Below are 17,688 nucleotides of genomic sequence, written 5' to 3' on the forward strand. Positions count from 1 at the left end.
GACCGCAAGTCTTTCGCGATGGCCCTGCTTTTTGACGGCGACTGGTCCGCATGGTGCGTCGATGAAGCGTGGCGCAGGAGGAACTTGATGGCGAAACCCTTGAAGACTTTGGTAGTCGTGGATGATGATCCGAAGGTCTTGCAGGCGTTCCAGCGTCTGTTCGAGGGACGCTTTACGGTCGAGACCTTCCCGGAGACCGAGGAGGCTCTTCGCTACCTCAAGGACCATCCCGGTTCGGCGGTGATCGTGTCCTGCCTCAATTTGCCCGGTCGTGGTGGAGTCGGTTTCCTCAAGGCGTCCCAACCCTTCGCAAACATGGCCGCGCGTATCCTGCTGACGGCCGATACCTCCATCGACATGGTGAAGCGGGCGGTCAATGACAGCTCCATCTTCATGCTGCTGAATAAACCCTGTTCTTCCTCCGAGATCGCCTCGGCGGTGGAGGCCGGGCTCGCCCATCACGAGAAAATGGTCCATGACCGGATGATGCTGGAACGAACCCTTTCCGGTTCGGTCAAGCTGCTGATCGACATGCTGGGCCTCTTCCATGCGGAAGCCTTCCGCCGCACCCACATCATTCGCCCCCAGGCGGTGACCATTGCCCGAAAGCTCGGCATGAAACGCACCTGGGAACTGGAAATGGCGGTCATGTTCTCGCCCCTGGGCGAGGCCCTGCTGCCGAAGGAAATTCTGGCGCGCTATCGCGGCGCCAAGAGCCTGACTGACCAGCAGCGGGCGATCCTTGCCTCGGCGCCGGGACAGACCCGCGATCTTCTCAACAACATTCCCCAGCTGGAAAAGGTCGCGGAAGCCATCTTTTATTCTGGCCGCGGGTTCGATGGATCCGGCTATCCGGAAGATGGGCCCACCGGCAAGGACATCCCGCTGACCGCCCGCATCCTGAAGCTGCTGACCGACCTGTGGTACGCCAGCCCGGAAAACGGCATCGACGCGGCGGCCTTCGAGGCCCTCGCCATCAACAAGCGTCAGTATGACCCGGAGCTCCTCGCCATTGCCCGCGAGACCCTGCTGACGGACGAAGAGGCGACGGCGGAAGAGGAGAAGATCTCCCTCTGCTACATCCGGGCCCTACGTCCGGGTGATATCCTGGTGGACGATGTCCTCACCGAAGGCACCCTCGAACTGGTGCTCTCGCGTGGGCATGAGCTGACCCGCACGACCATTCGCCGGCTGGATCACTACAATCACGTGGCCGGGATCCGTCAGCCGATTCGCGTTCACCGCAACACCCGGCCCGAGATGGCGCTGGAGCCCATGTCTGCCTGATAGGTCGGCCTGAGACGTCTTCCTGACGGGGTTGCATGGCGCTGCCGGTCAGTCCGACGCGCGATCCGCGAGCTCGGCCTCATAGGCCTTGGCCACCCGCAGGAAGCGGGCATGGGCATAATTGACCGACAGGATTAGGCCCCACCAGCCATAGCGGGCATAGCGGCGCACCAGATAGGCCTTGAAGAACGCCACCGGAAACTCGCTCAGAAGCCGCCAGCGTGACAGGCTGCGGCCGCGAGCCCGCATGTCCGCCACCTGCATGTTCGAATAGCGGTTGTACTTGCCGACCTGAAAATCCAGATCGCGGATCGAGCGATGCGCCATGGGGTGGCGCAGATCCTCGCCACGGGTTCCGGGCTCCGGGCGTACGGTGTCATGCACCGTGGACGCGGAGAACCGGCCCTTGCGCCGGTCGTAGAGCCGGATCTGGTGATAGCCATAGGCCCAGGCGGCGGGTTTTTCCTCGTGGGCGAAGACATCCAGGATCATGACACGCCAGTGATCGGCTTGCCGGTGACGGCCTGAGGAGACGAGGCTCTCGATCTCGGTCCGAAGCTCCGGCGTGACTTCCTCGTCCGCATCCAGGTTGAACAGCCAGTCGTTGCGGCACTGGTCCTCTCCGAAACGCTTTTGCGGACCATATCCGGGCCAGGGATTGTGGATCACCCGGGCGCCGAGCGCCTGTGCCACCGCCACCGTGTCGTCGCTGGAGCCACTGTCGATGACGATCACCTCATCTGCCCAGTCGATGACGCTGGAGATGGCACGGCCGATGCGATCGGCTTCGTTGCAGGCGATGATGAAGGCGGAGACGGGAAGGGACATGCAGGCAGACCGGCGCGTTGAAAGGGCTCGCGTCGGTTTAGCAGGTCTTGCGGCAGGTGTCAGGCGGCAGCGGAGACCTTGCCCAATTCGGTGGGTCTGTCGGTCACGACCCGCTGTCCCGTTGCGGAAGAAGGCCCCATGGGTCCTGCGCCGGCGAAAAAGCATGCTGCATTGCACCAAGCTCAAATCCCTTGGAAACCCCGGCGTCGTCTTGGGTGCTGTTGTGGAATCCTGCCCGAGTCACGCAGCCGCTTGATGCGACGCCGAAACCGATTTTGTTGACGTCCGAAACCGTTTTTGTAACTCTGTTTTCAACAAATATGGAAAAGCGAGGGCTGCCAGCAGCCTCGAGGAACACTCAAGGGAGCGGGATGGGAACCCTGGAGGAAGAGCGCAGGTCGGTGACGATTGATGACGTCGCGCGCCATGTCGGCGTGGCGAAGGGAACCGTGTCCCGCGTGCTCAACAACTACAAGGATATCTCGCCCGCCACCCGGGAGCGCATCCTGCACGCCGTGAAGGAGCTGGGCTACCAGCCTTCATCCACCGCCCGCAGTCTGAAGCGCGGGCGTCAGGACACGATCGGTCTGGTCATGCCCGTGGGTCGAGGTCGCGGCGCGGATCCGTTCCTGTCGGAATTCATCGACGGCATTGCCCGCGCGCTGGACGGGCTCAACCTCGACCTGCTGATCACCACGGCGCCGTCGACCGCCGATCTGGTGGCCGTGCACGAGCGCCTGATTGCCCGCCGCAAGGTGGATGGGTTCATCCTCACCCGTACCGAGGTGGACGACGCGCGCATCCGGTTCCTGACCGAGCGTGGTTTCCCCTTCGTGGCCCATGGACGCACCGGTCAGCCCGAGGCCTTTTCCTGGCTCGACGTGGACAATGAGGCGGTTTTCGTCGAAGGCGTTCGTCACCTCCACGGGCTTGGCCACCGGCGGATCGCCATGCTGGCCGGACCGCAGGACCTGAACTTCGCCCGGCAGCGTGTGGAAGGCTATCGCGGCGGCCTGGCGCAATCGGGCATCCCGGTCGAGGTCGAGGTCGAGCTCGAGATCGTCACGGATCTGACCGAGGAGGGCGGTGCGGAAGGCGCTCGCCGGCTGCTCGCCCTGCCGTTGCCGCCCACCGCCGTGCTCTGCACGACCGATGCCCAGGCCATTGGCGCCATGCGGCTCATCCGGGATGCCGGGCTGGTCGTGGGACAGGACATCACCGTGATCGGCTACGACGGGCTGCCAGTCGGGGCCTATCTCGATCCGCCGCTGACCACATTCTCGCAGGCCGCGCGTGAGGCGGGAGGTCGCATCGCCGCCATGCTGGTCGACCAGATCGGCAACCCGCTTGCGCGGCCCGTGCAGGACCTGACTGACGCGCTTCTCATCCGGCGTGGGTCCGACGGACCGCCCGCCCGGACACCGCAGGAAATTGCCGGTCTTCTCGGCAAGTGACGAGACCATTTTCTTATTGATACAAAGGGAGTTGAGCATGATTGGGAGGAAATTGATCGCCGTTTCGACCATGGTGAGCGCGCTGGCGCTGGGCATGGCGGGCGCACAGGCAGAGGCCCTGAAGTTCTGGACCATCGAGGAACAGCCGGAACGCCTCGCCAAGCAGGAAGAAATGGCTGCGGCCTTCAAGGCCAAGACCGGCATCGACGTCGAGGTCATTCCGGTGACCGAGAAGGATCTGGGCACCCGTGCCACCGCAGCCTTTGCCGCGGGCGATCTGCCCGACGTGATCTATCACACCTTGCAGTATGTCGGCCCCTGGACCGAAGCCGGGATCCTGGATGCGGAAGCCGCCTCCGACGTGATCGCCGCCCTCGATGCCAAGACCTTCGCTCCCGGCGCTCTCGCCATGTCCACCGTGGACGGTGAATATGCATCCGTTCCGGTCGATGGCTGGACCCAGATGATCGTCTATCGCAAGGATCTCTTCGAGAAGAACGGTCTGGAAGCGCCGACCACCTATGACGCGATCCTGAAGGCCGTCGAGAAACTGCACAACCCGCCGGAAATGTTCGGCTTCGTGTCGGCCACCAAGATCGACGAGAACTTCATGAGCCAGGTGCTGGAGCATGTGTTCCTCGCCAACGGCGTGTCCCCGGTCAGTGCCGACGGCTTCAAGCCGCTGGACGAGAAGAAGACCGTCGAAGCCCTCGAGTTCTACAAGGCCATCTCCAAGGCATCCCCTCCGGGGGACCTGTTCTGGAAGCAGTCTCGTGAAGTCTACTTCGCGGGCCAGGCTGCCATGATCATCTGGTCGCCCTTCATCCTCGACGAGCTGGCCGGCCTGCGCGACAGCGCTCCGCCCACCATCAACGATGATCCGACCTCCCCGGAACTGGCCAGCCTCACCGGCGTGGTGACCACTTTTGCCGGTCCTTCGAACCCGAAGGGCGCTGCCTGGGGTGACATCCGCTACTTCGGCATCACCAACGATGCCGACACCGATGCGGCCATGGAATTCGTCAAGTTCTCCATGGACGAAGGCTACCTTTCCACCCTGTCCATCGCTCCGGAAGGCAAGTTCCCGATCCGTCGCGGCACCGATGCCGAAGCCGACAAGTTCGTGAAGGGCTGGGCTGCCCTGCCGGTGGGCGTGGACCGCAAGGCGCCCCTGGGCGACCTCTATGATGCAGCCACCATCCAGTCGATTGTCGATGGTCTGGAGACCGCAAGCCGCTGGGGCGTCGAGGAAGGTCAGCTCTCGCTGGCATCCAAGATCGTCAACAGCCAGGTCCTGAACCGTCTGGTGCGCGAGTTCATCGACGGTGAGCGCGATGCCGCCGCGACGGTTGCCGCCATCAACGATGAGCTGGCCAAGATCCAGTAAGCGGATCGCGCTTCGACAAGACGCATCTTCCCGGGCCGCCAGCCGGTCCGGGAGGGTCTCTCTCCGCAGGTGCCGGTTTTCCGGCGCCCGGTTCTCAAGGCCCGGCCATCACGTTGATCCCGCCATTTGCAGGACGTCGGATCCGGCCCCTCTCCGAAGAGAAAAGCAGTTCGAGCGATGTCTGACATCAGCCCATCCTCAGTTTCGGCCAGCGCCTCGGCCGCAGCTTCGGCATCCGTCGCAACAAAGGCGGAAGTTCCCGCGCATCCGCCCCGGGGCATCGGTCCCATGCGCCGCCGGGAATCGCGGCTCGCCTATCTGATGCTTGCGCCCACGTTCCTGATCGTCCTGGTGATCGTCCTGGGGCCGCTGCTCGCCAACTTCTGGATCAGCGTGAAGCCCGTCGGCCTTGCCGATCTGCGGCCGCCGAGCGTGCTCGTGAGCGAACGCCTGCGCGGCAGCCCGAAGGCCGTGGGCGACGCGGTGACGCTGGAATATCGCCTGCGCAATTCCACCACCGACAAGGAAATCCGCGACGTGGTGCTCACCGATGCACTGCCCGCCGGTCTGACCGTCACGTCCCTGCCGGAGGGTTGCGCCCTCGAAGGCGAAACGCTCACCTGTGCGCTGGGCACGGTGCCAGGCAAATGGCGCGAGACCCTGAAGCTTGAGGGCACGGTCTCCCAGGCCTTTCTCGACATCGAGGACCCGCACGAGCAGGTCGAGGCAACGGTAACCGGCGATGCCGACAACATCCTCACCAGCTTCGAGTTCACCCTCGAGAACTTCGCCCGCATCTTCGATCACGCCGAATTCTGGAGCGTGCTGCGGGTCACCTTCTACTACACGATCTTCGGCACGGCGGGCGCCCTCGTGCTCGGCCTCTTTGCCGCCCAGCTCCTGCATGTGTCCTTCCGCGGACGCGGCTTCCTGCGCGGGCTCTTCCTCTTCCCCTATGTCTCGCCGGTCATTGCCGTGGCCTTCACCTGGGTCGTTCTGCTGGATCCCTTCTCCGGCACGGTCAATGCGCTGGCGACCAAGATGGGTCTGGCCGATCAGGCGATCAACTTCTTCGGCCAGCGCGCGGTGGATCTGCATCTCTTCGGCCTGACCATCGAGTTTCCCCTGGCGCTGACCACGGTCATCGCCTTCGAGGCCTGGCGCTATTTCCCGCTGTCCTTCCTCTTCATCCTCGCGCGCATGCAGTCCATGAACACGGATGTCTACGAGGCGGCCGAGATGGACGGCGCGACCCCGTTCCAGCAGTTCTGGTACATCTCGCTGCCGCAGCTTGTGGGCATTCTCTCGGTCCTGTTCCTGCTGCGCTTCATCTGGACCTTCAACAAGTTCGACGACATCTTCCTGCTCACCGGCGGCAATGCGGGCACCCGCACCCTGACCGTGGATGTCTATGAACAGGGCTTTGCCCTGTCCAACCTGGGCGCAGGCGCCGCCGTGGCCGTGGTGGTCTTCGTGGTCCTCGTCGTCTTCGCCACCCTCTTCATGACCCTTTCGCCGAAAGAGGAGGGCCTCTGAGATGCTCGCTCCGCTTCTTCTTGCCGTGCTGTCCGGTACTCTGTGGGGCGCTGTGGCGCTCTCGGTCATGGGGGTCACGCTCACGCTGGTCAGCGGTGTGGTCGCCATGCCGGCCGCCGGCGCCGCCGCCCTTGCCGGCGCCTGTCATGGGGTCTGGCTGGTGGTCACCGGCCGCGCCGGTCGCAGCGCCTCGGGCGAGGCGCTCCGTCTTGCCCCGGATCTCGGCATCGATCTGCTGCTGCTCTTCGTGCTGATGATGGGCCTGAGCCTCGCCATGCCCTTCAGCCTGCCGTTCGACACCCATCCGCTGATGCAGGCCCTGGCGCTGGTTGCAGCCCTTGCGGCTGTGATCGCGGCCAACCGCCTGTGCCTGACGGGCGTGCGTCTGGCGCCCATGCGCCGCTATGACGTGGAGCTGGTCATCATCCGCGCGCTGAAGGGGCTTGGCTTCGTCTTCTTCTTCATCATCGTCGCCCTGCCGTTCTACGTCATGGTGATGACCTCCCTGAAGAGCCAGCAGGCGCTGCTCGCCAATCCGCTGGACCTGTCCATCGACCTGGGACAGGGCATCACGAGCCTGCTGCGGTCCTATGTGGAGCTCTTCACCAAATACGACTTCGGCACCTATCTCTGGGTGTCGACCGTGGTGTCCGTGGCAACCGTGGTGCTGACCCTGCTCTTTTCCGTGCCCGGCGCCTATGCGGTGGCGCGGCTCCGGTTCCGCGGTCAGGCGATGCTGTCGCGCTCGGTGCTGCTGATCTACATGGTCCCGGCCATCGTTCTGGTCATTCCGCTTTACGCGGTCTTCTCCCAGCTCGGGCTGCGCAACAGCCTGACCGGACTGCTCATCGTCTATCCGGCGACGACCATTCCCGTGGCGCTCTACATGCTGCAGGGCTATTTCCGCGGCCTGCCGGCCGAGCTGGAAGAGGCGGGGCTGATGGATGGCCTGAGCCGTCTCGGCGTGATCCTCAAGATCACCTTGCCGCTGTCCCTTCCGGCGCTCGCGTCCGTGTCCCTCTATGTCTTCATGATCGCCTGGAACGAGTTCCTCTTCGCCTTCATGTTCCTGGACAATCCGGACATCTTCACCCTGTCGCGCGGCATCGTCGCGCTGAATTCCTCCGAAGTCCCAAGACAGCACCTTATGGCCGGGGCGGTGATCGCCACCGTGCCGGTGCTCTTCATCTTCCTGTGGTTCGAGCGCTTCCTGGTTCAGGGCCTGACCGCAGGCAGCGTGAAGGGGTGATCGATCCGAACCTCGCTGACATCGCCGCAAAGAGCGATCAGTTTTCCCTCAGGGAGTTGAAAGACCATGGCTTCCAGCCTTGATACCGTCGCCCATGACATTCTCATCGGGAATGATCTCGGGGGCTACACCATCCCCACCAAGGGGCTCTATCCCTACCAGTGGAACTGGGATTCCGTTTTCGTGGCGCTGGGCTTTGCCACCTTCGACCTGAACCGGGCCTGGCGCGAGCTGGAAACCCTGTTCGAGGGGCAGTGGACAGACGGCATGCTGCCGCACATTCTCTTCCGCAAGAATGATCCGGGCTATTTCCCCGGTCCCGATGTGTGGAAGACCACCCACGAACCCTTCCCGACCTCTGGCCATTCCCAGCCGCCGGTCGCCGCCATCGTGGTGCGCGATCTCTACGAGCAGTCCCCGACGCCGGAAAATGCGGCGCGGGCGAAGGCGCTCTTCCCGAAGCTGATGGCCTGGCACCGCTGGTGGGCGACCTACCGCGACCCGTCGGGGGAGGGCAGTGTCGCCATCATCCACCCCTGGGAATCCGGTCGCGACAACCTGCCGGACTGGGATGAGCCCCTGTCCCTTGTCGACACCTCCGGCATCGAGGCCTACGAGCGCAAGGACACCACGCACGTGGATGCCTCCGTGCGTCCGCGCAAGCTCGATTACGATCGCTACATGGCCATCTTGCAATCCGGCCGCGCGGTCGGCTGGGATCCGGTCAAGGTGGTCGAGAACAGCCCCTTCCTGGTGGCCGATCCGGCCATCACCATGATCCTCCTGCGCGCCAACCGGGATCTCCTGGCACTCGCCGCAAGTCTCGGGATCGATGAGGCGAAGGCGGAGATCGAGGGCTGGATCGCACGTCTGGAGAAGGGGGCGGCAAGCCTCTGGAACGAGGAGGTTCAGGCCTTCACCACCAAGAACCTGCGGAGCGGTGTTCGCGGCGCCGGCGTGTCGAGCGCGGCCTTCCTGGCCCCTTTCGCAGGCGTCGGAACGCCGGACCAGCTTGCCGCAATGCGCGCCCATTTCGACCGGATTGCCGCAAAGGCGACCTTCACCGTGCCGTCCTATGACCCGGACTATCCGGGCTTCGAACCCATGCGCTACTGGCGCGGGCCGATCTGGGCCGTGGTCAACTACATGATCGCCCGGGGCCTTGCGGAAAGTGGCGATGCGGAGCGGTCCGAGCGCGTACGCGCCGACACCGAACGGCTCGTCGCCCTCAGCGGCTTCGCGGAATATTTCAGCCCGATCGACGGCACCGGCGCGGGCGGGAGATCCTTCTCCTGGACGGCAGCAGTCTGGCTGGCCTGGGTGTCTCCGCAGCGGCAGGTCCAGGCGGCCTGAGAATGAAGACCTTTCAGAACGGGAAGAAGTAAATGGGTGCGATCCGTCTGTCCGCCGTCGAGAAATGGTTCGGCGACCTGCAAGTCATCAAGGGTATCGATCTCGACATCGCCGACGGCGAGTTCGTGATCTTCGTTGGCCCCTCCGGCTGCGGCAAGTCCACCTTGCTGCGCCTGATCTCGGGTCTGGAGGAAACCAGCCGCGGCATCATCGACATCGACGGGCGCGACGTGACGGCGGAACCGCCCTCCGCCCGCGGCCTGTCCATGGTCTTCCAGTCCTATGCGCTCTATCCGCACATGAGCGTGCGCGAGAACGTCGGCTTCGCCCTGAAGACCGCCGGCATGCCCAAGGCCGAGATCGATGCCCGTGTCGCGCGGGCCGCCGAGGTGCTGAAGCTCGACGACTATCTCGACCGGCGCCCCAAGGCCCTGTCCGGCGGTCAGCGCCAGCGCGTGGCCATCGGCCGTGCCATCGTGCGCGAGCCGGCAGCCTTCCTCTTCGACGAGCCGCTGTCCAATCTGGACGCCGCCCTGCGGGTGGAAATGCGCTTCGAGATCGCCCGCCTCCACAAGGCGCTGGGCACGACCATGATCTACGTCACCCACGATCAGGTGGAGGCCATGACCCTGGCCGACAAGATCGTGGTGCTGCAGGCGGGAAGGATCGAACAGGTCGGCTCGCCGCGCGAGCTCTACGAGCGCCCGGACAACCTCTTCGTCGCCCAGTTCATCGGCTCGCCGAAGATGAACGTGCTGCCCTGCACGGCAGCCGCGGGACGCTTCGATCTCGGTGGCAAGGGCAGCGGTCCCTATCCCTTCGAGGCCATTGCCGATCCGGCCAGCCTCGGCATCCGCCCGGAGCACATCCGCGTGGTGCCGGCAGGCGAGGGCCATCTCGATGCCACGGTGGACGTGGCCGAATATCTGGGAGCCGACACCTATCTCTATGTCACCGTCGAGGGGCTCGACACCCTGCTCGTGCGCATAGACGGGGCGGATGAGGTCGCCGAGGGCACCCGCATCGGCCTCGCCTTCGACGAGACCCGTCTGCATTTCTTCGATGCTCAGGGACAGGCCATCCGCGCGCGTTGAGCTGCCGGTTAGGGCCAATAATGCGGAGAGAGAGATCTTTCGCCTGCCTCTCCTCCGTCATTCTCGGCCCTTTGCCGAGAATCCAGCCTTTCTGAGGGGGATACGCTGCGTACTGGATGCTCGGGACCAGCCCGAGCATGACCAGCTGAGGCGACAAGTCTTGGCGCGTCAGGCGATCCGCGCGAAGGCGGCGTCCAGCGCCGGGACCACCACATCGCCCCCATCCAGCATGCCGCTGAACCCGTGGCCCTGCAGCAGCTCGAGCGTGGCCGTGTCCGGGGTGTAGCGGCACGTCTCCTCGCCGAAATTGAACACGCAGAGCACCGTCTCATTGCCGTGGGCGCGCTCGAAGACGAGAAGGCTCTCCGGCGCATCGAGGAAGCGGATGGTTCCCTTGGCAAGCGCCGCATGCTGCTTGCGCCAGGTCAGGAAGGCTCGTGTGCGCTCCAGCACCGAACCGCTGACGCCGGTCTGGCCGGACACCGCCTTGTCCCGCTGGGCATTGGGCACCGGCAGCCAGGGCGAACCGGTGGTGAAGCCGGCGTGGTCTTCCTGCGTTGCCCAGGACATCGGCGTCCGGCATCCGTCCCGGCCCTTGAACTTCGGCCAGAAGCGCTTGCCATAGGGATCCTGCAGCAGCTCGAAGGGAACATCGGCCTCTTCCAGCCCCAGCTCCTCGCCCTGATAGAGACAGGGCGTGCCGCGCAAGGTCGTCACCAGGGCGGTGCAGAGCGGCGCGAAGCGGGCGAGGTCGCAGCCCTGGCCCCAGCGGGTGGCCACGCGCACCACGTCGTGGTTGGAAAGCGCCCAGCTGGCCCAGCCCGAGCCCAGACCCGCTTCCATCGCCTCCACCGTCTTGCGCAGATAGGCCGGCGAATGCTGCTCGGTCAGAAGATCGAAGCTGTAGGCCATGTGCAGCCGCGTGCCCGCAACCGTATAGGCCGCCGTCGTGCCGATCACGTCCCGGTCCGCGCCGATCTCTCCGACCAGCGTGGTGTCCGGATAGCTGTCCATCAGCTTCCGCAGTCGCTCCAGGAAGGCGAGGTTCTCCGGTCGGGTCTTGTCATAGACGTGATGCTGGAAGGCATAAGGGTTCGTCGGGTCCACCCCGGTGATGGGCACATCCGCCGGGCGCGGCGGGTTGTCCCGCAGGTCCTTGTCGTGGAAGTAGAAGTTCACAGTGTCGAGACGGAAGCCGTCGACGCCGAGATCCAGCCAGAACCGGGCCGCATCGAGCACGGCAACCTGCACTGCCTCGTTGTGGAAGTTCAGATCCGGCTGGGAAATCAGGAAGTTGTGCAGATAGTACTGGCAGCGGACACTGTCCCATTCCCAGCCCGAGCCGCCGAAGATCGACAGCCAGTTGTTGGGGGGCGATCCTTCCGGCTTGGCATCCGCCCAGACGTACCAGTCGGCCTTGGGATTGTCGCGCGAAGAGCGGCTTTCGACGAACCAGGGGTGCTGGTCCGACGTGTGCGAGATCACCAGATCGATCAGCACCTTGAGGCCCAGGGCTTTGGCCTTCGCCATCATCGCCTTGAAGTCGGCAAGCGTGCCGAACATCGGATCGACGTCCTTGTAGTCGGAGACGTCATAGCCGAAATCCGCCATGGGCGAGGTGAAGAAGGGGGAAAGCCAGATCGCATCCGCGCCGAGGGCGGCGACATGGTCCAGCCGCTGGGTAATGCCCGGCAGATCCCCGATGCCATCGCCGTTGCTGTCCTGGAAGGAGCGCGGATAGATCTGGTAGATCACCGCGCCGCGCCACCAGTCCGGGTTCGCGCTCGACAGCGCGCCGGAGGCATGGCTTGACGGACGCTGGGCCTGAGGATCGTTCATGGGGACCTTTCCGGCCGCTTCCGGCCGCATCTGACAGGAGACTTGCCGGCGCCAGGCGCGGCATTCGCGCCGCTTCAAAGCGCTTTGGATCGCTATCCTGTTCCCCATCCTGCGTCAAGACCTGCGGAGTGCCGAAGGGGCAGCGCGGTCTTGCGGGCGGGACCTGCGAAACGAAAAAAAAGGCCGACCTCCAGAAGGAGACCGGCCGGATCTGAAAAGGGATGTGTCAAAGGTCGTGAACTATGCGCCGGACTATGCCCGGCCCCCATGACAGCCGCATGAAGACAACCGCATGAAGAAAAAACTGTATCGGCCCGTCGGCCTCAAGTGGCGGCCGCAGTTGCGTCACCTGTCTTGGCGCTGGACAAGAACCGTCCATTGGCCGTTTGCAGGTCTTTTCTTCGCGCCTCGCGCGGCGTAGCCTCCGGCCGAAACATGCTTTGAGGGCGGTCCGCCGCCACTCGTTGAGGGAGGAAAACGCATGACGACCGCTATCGTGGGCTGGTCCCATCTGCCGTTCGGCAAGCACGCCGAAGACACTGTCGAGAGCCTGATCGTGAAGGCCGCCAGCGCTGCCCTGGAAGATGCCGGCATCGAGGCTTCTGACGTGGACGAGATCTTCCTCGGTCACTTCAATGCGGGCTTCTCCGCCCAGGACTTTACCGCGTCGCTGGTGCTGCAGGCCGATCCTGCCCTGCGCTTCACCCGCGCCACCCGCGTTGAAAATGCCTGCGCCACCGGCTCCGCCGCCGTGCATCAGGGCGTGCGCGCCATTGAATCCCGGGACGCGCGTGTCGTTCTGGTTGTCGGCGTGGAACAGATGACCACGACCCCGGGGCCGCAGATCGGCCAGAACCTTCTGAAGGCCTCCTATCTGCCGGAAGACGGTGACATCCCGGCAGGCTTCGCAGGGGTCTTCGGCAAGATCGCCGAGAGTTATTTCCAGAAATACGGTGACCAGTCCGATGCGCTGGCCCGGATCGCTGCCAAGAACCATCGCAATGGCGTGTCCAACCCGCTCGCCCAGATGCGCAAGGACCTGGGCTTCGACTTCTGCCGCGAGGAATCCGACAAGAACCCCTTCGTCGCCGGCCCCCTGAAGCGGACGGACTGCTCGCTGGTCTCCGATGGTGCCGCAGCCCTCGTCCTGACCGATGCTTCCACCGCTCTTGGCATGAAGAAGGCCGTCGCCTTCCGCGCCCATGCCCATGCGCAGGATTTCCTGCCCATGTCCCGCCGCGACATCCTCAAGTTCGAGGGCTGTTCCAAGGCCTGGGGCATGGCGCTCGGCGATGCGGGTCTCGCCCTCGAAGACCTGTCCTTTGTGGAAACCCATGACTGCTTCACCATTGCCGAACTGATCGAGTACGAAGCCATGGGCCTGACGGCGGAAGGCCAGGGCGCCCGCGCGATCCTGGAAGGCTGGACCGAGCCGGACGGCAAGCTGCCGGTCAACCCGTCCGGTGGCCTGAAGGCCAAGGGCCACCCCATCGGCGCCACCGGTGTGTCCATGCATGTGCTTTCCGCCATGCAGCTGACCGGGCAGGCCAGCGGTCTGCAGATCCCGAATGCGGAGATCGCCGGGATCTTCAACATGGGCGGGGCTGCGGTCGCCAACTATGTCTCGATCCTGCAGGCGCTGCGGTAATCGGCTGGTCAGATCTGAATATTTCTATGTGTTGCCAGGCCCCGCAAAAGCATTTGCGGGGCCTTTTTCTTGCTCGGGAAAATACTTACTCGGCGGATTAATCCGTATATTTCGCAGGGTAATTAACTGCCCGGTTACACTGTCAGGTTCACTCAGGAAGCGGATGGGCGGACCCGCGAGGGTCGGCGATGGTGCGGGTCTGTGGAAAGCAGCTTCGCCAGACGCGGGATCGAGTGAATGAAGACATTGAAGGCGAAGCTGGTCATCGCGGCAGCTTCCGTGTTTGCGCTGGTGGCTCTGTGCAGCGCCGGTCAGTTGTACATGCTGGATGGACTGCGCAGTTCCAATCAGGAGCTGGAGCAGCAGGCCCGTCGCTTCTCAGGCGGCGTCATCGATCTCGCGGTCCAGCTTCAGGCCATGCGCTTCGACATCGTGCAGGTGCAGCAGTGGCTGACGGATATTTCCGCCACCCGTGGTCTCGATGGGCTGAATGACGGCTTCGATCTCGCCGCCGAGTTCGCCCAGTCCTTCGAAAAGGACAGCGCTGCCGCCCGCAAGCTGGCCTCGGATCTGGGCTATGCGGATGTGGTCGCCGGGATTGATCGGATCCGCGGCCTCTTTCCCACCTATTACGCTGCCGGCCGCACCATGGCCGAAGCCTATGTGCAGAGCGGACCTGAAGCCGGCAATGCCTTCATGGGCAGCTTCGACGAAGCCGCCAGCAGCCTGACCGAGGAAGTGGACAAGGTCTTTGCAGATCAGGTGAAGGTGCTGGCTCGCGAACGCGCCGTGCTCGACGAGGAGGCGCAGCTCAGCCTCGGCGCCGCACGCGATGCCACCTGGATGAATGTCATCAACATCGTCGTCGTGCTCGTCGGGCTGACCGCGCTGTGCGCCGGTATCTATCGTTTTGGTCTGGCGCCGCTGGGCAAGCTGGCACAGGCCCTCAACCGCATCACCGCAGGCGATTACACCGGCGAGCTGATGGAGAGCCGCCGGGAAGACGAGATCGGCAATGTGGCGAAGTCCATCCTCATCCTCCGCGACAAGGCGGCCGAGCGCGAGCAGCTTCAGGCCGCGGCCCTGCACGAAGAACAGGCCCGCAGTCAGCGTCTTCGCCAGCGCGAGGCGATCGTCGCCGAGTTCCGCAATGAGGTGAACGGCCTGATCGGCCAGGTGAACGAGAACATGCAGCGCCTGGAATCGACGGCGACCGGTCTCGCCCGTCTGGCGGAGAACACCGACGGCAACGCCCGCGACGCGGCCCAGGCCTCCCAGGTTGCCCTCGACAACGTCCAGGCGGTTGCCGCCGCCACCGACCAGCTCTCCCGCTCCATCGAGGAAATCAACCGTCGCCTCAGTGTCACGACCAATGTGGTGGCCGAAGCCGCCGAGACGACCCAGCAGACCAACGTTAAGGTGGCCCGGCTGTCGGATGCGGCCGAGGAAATCGGCGAAGTGGTGCAGCTCATCTCGACCATCGCCGAACAGACCAATCTTCTGGCGCTGAATGCGACCATCGAGGCCGCCCGCGCCGGAGACGCCGGCAAGGGCTTCGCCGTGGTGGCCAACGAGGTCAAGGCGCTGGCCACCCAGACCGCCAAGGCGACCGAGAGCATCACCGCGCAGATCGCGGAGATCCAGAGCGCGACGGGGGATGCTGCCGCATCGATCCAGGAAATTGCCCGCATCATGGGCGAGATCTCCCAGGAGACCACCATCATCGCCTCCGCCGTCACCGAGCAGAGCTCTGCAACGGACGAGATTTCGCGCAGCGTGAACGAGGCGGCCAACGGCACCCAGACCACCAATGCGGCCGTGGCGGGCCTTGCCGGCAATGCGGGCGAGACCACCGAGGCGGCCAGCCATGTGACCGGTGCGGTTCAGGCGGTCTCCCAGCGGACCCAGGGGCTGACCCATCAGATCGAGAAGTTCATCAGCAGCCTGTCTGCCTGATCCGGGCGTCAGGGAAACGTCAGAAGGCCGGTGTCCTTGAGGGGCGCCGGCCTTTTTGCATTCCGGTCATGGACCATGTCCTTCCCGACGAGAGCCCGGCCGGAGGGGCCGGAGCGCTCGCGAAACCGTGAGGAACCGCGCGGATTTTGAGCGAATGCGGTTTCACGGAAATCATTTCTCTCCCGTCCGGTTTCTTTGAAACGCCGTGCCCGCAGAAAACGCCGCGTCTTCGCTACATTGAGGTCACTCCGAACCCCGTGTGCGAAAGAGGATCACATGGCCGCTGGCAACCGCGACAGTTCTGCATCCAGGCTCGACGTCTTCCCGACCTTCTTCAAGGTGGCGGGTGAGCGCGTCTGCGTGGTCGGACATGGCGGCGAGGCCGCGGCCAAGGTCCGTCTGCTGGGCGAAACCAACGCCCGCATCGAAGTGATCTCCGCCGAGATCGAGCCCGAGCTCGCCGAGGTCATGGAGAAGGTGGGCGCCCGGCACATTGCCGAGGAATTCCGTCCCGCGCACCTCAATGGTGCCGTTCTGGTCTTTTCCGCCCGCGAGGACGAAGCGCTCGACCGGGCCGTCGTCGAGGCCGCGCGGATCTTCGGCGTGCCGGCCAATGCGGTCGACAAGCCCCATCTCTGCCAGTTCTACACCGGCGCCCTCGTCAACCGCGCACCGATTGCCGTGGCCATCACCTCCACGGGTGTGGGGCCGGTTCTCGCCCGCCACATCCGCGCGCGCATCGAGGCGATGCTGCCCCGCACCACCGGTGATCTGGCCCGTCTGGCCGAATCCCTGCGCGATGCGGCAGCGGCCATGATCCCGGACGGCGCCGCGCGCCGTCGCTTCTGGGCCCGCTTCTTCGCCGGTCCCGTCGCCAGCCTCGTGCACGGCGGCGATCTTGGCGCGGCCCGTCAGGAGGCGCAGCGCCTGCTGAACGGGGAGGCCGAGAACAACGGCTTCGTCTGGCTCGTGGGCGCAGGCCCCGGTGCCGAGGACCTGCTCACCCTGCGGGCCCAGCGGCTGCTGCAGGAAGCGGACGTGATCGTCCATGACGCCCTGGTGCCCGACGCGGTCGTCGCCATGGGGCGTCGCGATGCGGAACGCATCTCCGTCGGCAAGCGCAAGGGCCATCATTCGGTCTCCCAGAAGGACATCTGCGGTCTTCTGGTCAAGCTGGCCTCCGAAGGCCGCAAGGTGGTGCGCCTGAAGTCCGGCGACCCGATGATCTTCGGCCGTGCGGCCGAGGAAATGGACGCCCTGCGGGCCGCCGATCTGCCCTTCGAGGTGGTCCCCGGCGTGACGGCAGCCTTCGCGGCCGCTGCCTCGGCCCAGCTCCCGCTCACCCTTCGCGGCGTGGCCTCGACCCTCGTCTTTGCAACCGGTCACAACGCCAGGTCGGAAACTCTGCCCGAGTGGGCCGGTCTGGCGCTCAAGGGGGCGACCGTCGCCGTCTACATGGGGCGCACGGTCGCCTCCGACGTGTCCCGCCGCCTCATCGAGGCCGGCATGCGCCCGGCAACCCCGGTCGCCATCATTGAAAACGCGGCCCGCGCCGAGGAACGCCAGTTCCTGGGAACGCTGGCCGATCTCGGCGCCCTGTCCGGGCGCGACGATATTGACGGGCCTGTGCTCATGGTCATCGGGGACGCCGTTGGACATGCCGCACTGGCCGGTGCCGAGCCCATCGCGGCGGTGGCACTTGCACGAAACCATGCCGCCTGAGGAGAGAGGCCATGAAGGTAATTACCGGTAACCGTCTGCTGGACGGAGAAGTTGTCTGGCTCGGCGAGAATGGCTCCTGGGTGGAGCTTCTCTCTCAGGCCCGTGTTCTGGAAGGAAGCGACGAGCTCGCCGCAGCCCTCGAGGTGGCACGCCAGTCCCTCGCTGACCGGGTGATGGTGGACGTCTATGAGATCGACGTCACCGTCGAGGACGGACGCGTCGTTCCGGTCCGCCTGCGCGAGATCATTCGCGCCGCCGGCCCCACCGTTCTGCCCCACCTGGGCAAGCAGGCCCGCACGGCAACCGCCTGAGGCCGAGCCGAAAAGACTGACACG

Annotated in this window: 13 protein-coding genes; 11 read left to right on the top strand and 2 right to left on the bottom strand. The window is 64.8% G+C overall.

Going from position 1 to position 17,688, the window contains the following annotated elements; all coding sequences use genetic code 11:
* Nucleotides 1–87: 87 nt before the first annotated feature.
* A complete protein-coding gene (locus tag FR728_RS01305; protein WP_149890858.1) occupies nt 88–1,287 on the top strand; it encodes an HD domain-containing phosphohydrolase in 1,200 nt (399 codons plus the stop codon).
* Nucleotides 1,288–1,335: 48 nt separating this feature from the next.
* Here FR728_RS01305 and FR728_RS01310 read toward each other — a convergent pair whose 3' ends face one another.
* Nucleotides 1,336–2,115 (bottom strand): glycosyltransferase family 2 protein, encoded by a 780-nt coding sequence (locus FR728_RS01310; RefSeq protein WP_149890859.1) that lies wholly within the window; start codon nt 2,113–2,115, stop codon nt 1,336–1,338.
* Nucleotides 2,116–2,516: 401 nt separating this feature from the next.
* Here FR728_RS01310 and FR728_RS01315 point away from each other — a divergent pair, with 401 nt between their 5' ends.
* The 6 genes from FR728_RS01315 (at nt 2,517) to FR728_RS01340 (ending at nt 10,188) form a co-directional block, all read left to right on the top strand.
* Nucleotides 2,517–3,569: a LacI family DNA-binding transcriptional regulator gene (locus tag FR728_RS01315; RefSeq protein WP_208998608.1), complete on the top strand. Its 1,053-nt coding sequence runs from the start codon at nt 2,517–2,519 to the stop codon at nt 3,567–3,569.
* Between the two features lie 37 nt (nt 3,570–3,606).
* Nucleotides 3,607–4,956, top strand: a complete 1,350-nt coding sequence (locus FR728_RS01320) for an ABC transporter substrate-binding protein (RefSeq protein WP_149890861.1) — start codon at nt 3,607–3,609, stop codon at nt 4,954–4,956.
* A gap of 288 nt (nt 4,957–5,244) precedes the next feature.
* Nucleotides 5,245–6,492 carry a sugar ABC transporter permease gene (locus tag FR728_RS01325; protein WP_149890862.1) on the top strand — a complete coding sequence of 416 codons (1,248 nt, stop codon included), beginning with the start codon at nt 5,245–5,247 and terminating at the stop codon, nt 6,490–6,492.
* 1 nt (nt 6,493) lies between these two features.
* Complete coding sequence (locus tag FR728_RS01330; protein ID WP_149890863.1) at nt 6,494–7,741, top strand: carbohydrate ABC transporter permease; 1,248 nt, start codon at nt 6,494–6,496, stop codon at nt 7,739–7,741.
* A 66-nt stretch (nt 7,742–7,807) separates the two neighbouring features.
* Nucleotides 7,808–9,094: an MGH1-like glycoside hydrolase domain-containing protein gene (locus tag FR728_RS01335; RefSeq protein WP_149890864.1), complete on the top strand. Its 1,287-nt coding sequence runs from the start codon at nt 7,808–7,810 to the stop codon at nt 9,092–9,094.
* A 32-nt stretch (nt 9,095–9,126) separates the two neighbouring features.
* Entirely contained in the window at nt 9,127–10,188 is a 1,062-nt protein-coding gene (locus tag FR728_RS01340) for an ABC transporter ATP-binding protein (RefSeq protein WP_149890865.1), read from the top strand.
* Nucleotides 10,189–10,356: 168 nt separating this feature from the next.
* Here the strand turns inward: FR728_RS01340 and FR728_RS01345 are convergent, their stop codons facing one another.
* A complete protein-coding gene (locus tag FR728_RS01345; protein WP_149890866.1) occupies nt 10,357–12,027 on the bottom strand; it encodes an alpha-glucosidase family protein in 1,671 nt (556 codons plus the stop codon).
* Nucleotides 12,028–12,508: 481 nt separating this feature from the next.
* Between FR728_RS01345 and FR728_RS01350 the strand changes: the two genes are divergently transcribed.
* From FR728_RS01350 to FR728_RS01365, 4 genes are all read left to right on the top strand, one after another.
* A complete protein-coding gene (locus FR728_RS01350; RefSeq protein ID WP_149890867.1) occupies nt 12,509–13,675 on the top strand; it encodes an acetyl-CoA acetyltransferase in 1,167 nt (388 codons plus the stop codon).
* Nucleotides 13,676–13,912: 237 nt separating this feature from the next.
* Nucleotides 13,913–15,631, top strand: a complete 1,719-nt coding sequence (locus tag FR728_RS01355) for a methyl-accepting chemotaxis protein (protein ID WP_149890868.1) — start codon at nt 13,913–13,915, stop codon at nt 15,629–15,631.
* A 276-nt stretch (nt 15,632–15,907) separates the two neighbouring features.
* Nucleotides 15,908–17,353, top strand: a complete 1,446-nt coding sequence (gene cysG / locus FR728_RS01360; RefSeq protein ID WP_149890869.1) for a siroheme synthase CysG — start codon at nt 15,908–15,910, stop codon at nt 17,351–17,353.
* A gap of 11 nt (nt 17,354–17,364) precedes the next feature.
* Nucleotides 17,365–17,664 (top strand): DUF2849 domain-containing protein, encoded by a 300-nt coding sequence (locus FR728_RS01365; RefSeq protein ID WP_149890870.1) that lies wholly within the window; start codon nt 17,365–17,367, stop codon nt 17,662–17,664.
* Nucleotides 17,665–17,688: the final 24 nt, after the last annotated feature.

Source organism: Roseibium aestuarii (assembly GCF_008477545.1).
GTDB classification, from domain to species: Bacteria; Pseudomonadota; Alphaproteobacteria; order Rhizobiales; family Stappiaceae; genus Roseibium; species Roseibium aestuarii.

Excerpts from the sequence above, each read along its gene's own strand:
- FR728_RS01305 (WP_149890858.1), top strand. The coding sequence starts at position 88 with ATGGCGAAACCCTTGAAGACTTTGGTAGTCGTGGATGATGATCCGAAG.
- FR728_RS01310 (WP_149890859.1), bottom strand. The coding sequence starts at position 2,115 with ATGTCCCTTCCCGTCTCCGCCTTCATCATCGCCTGCAACGAAGCCGAT.
- FR728_RS01320 (WP_149890861.1), top strand. The coding sequence starts at position 3,607 with ATGATTGGGAGGAAATTGATCGCCGTTTCGACCATGGTGAGCGCGCTG.
- FR728_RS01325 (WP_149890862.1), top strand. The coding sequence starts at position 5,245 with ATGCGCCGCCGGGAATCGCGGCTCGCCTATCTGATGCTTGCGCCCACG.
- FR728_RS01330 (WP_149890863.1), top strand. The coding sequence starts at position 6,494 with ATGCTCGCTCCGCTTCTTCTTGCCGTGCTGTCCGGTACTCTGTGGGGC.
- FR728_RS01335 (WP_149890864.1), top strand. The coding sequence starts at position 7,808 with ATGGCTTCCAGCCTTGATACCGTCGCCCATGACATTCTCATCGGGAAT.
- FR728_RS01340 (WP_149890865.1), top strand. The coding sequence starts at position 9,127 with ATGGGTGCGATCCGTCTGTCCGCCGTCGAGAAATGGTTCGGCGACCTG.
- FR728_RS01345 (WP_149890866.1), bottom strand. The coding sequence starts at position 12,027 with ATGAACGATCCTCAGGCCCAGCGTCCGTCAAGCCATGCCTCCGGCGCG.
- FR728_RS01350 (WP_149890867.1), top strand. The coding sequence starts at position 12,509 with ATGACGACCGCTATCGTGGGCTGGTCCCATCTGCCGTTCGGCAAGCAC.
- FR728_RS01355 (WP_149890868.1), top strand. The coding sequence starts at position 13,913 with ATGAAGACATTGAAGGCGAAGCTGGTCATCGCGGCAGCTTCCGTGTTT.
- cysG (WP_149890869.1), top strand. The coding sequence starts at position 15,908 with ATGGCCGCTGGCAACCGCGACAGTTCTGCATCCAGGCTCGACGTCTTC.
- FR728_RS01365 (WP_149890870.1), top strand. The coding sequence starts at position 17,365 with ATGAAGGTAATTACCGGTAACCGTCTGCTGGACGGAGAAGTTGTCTGG.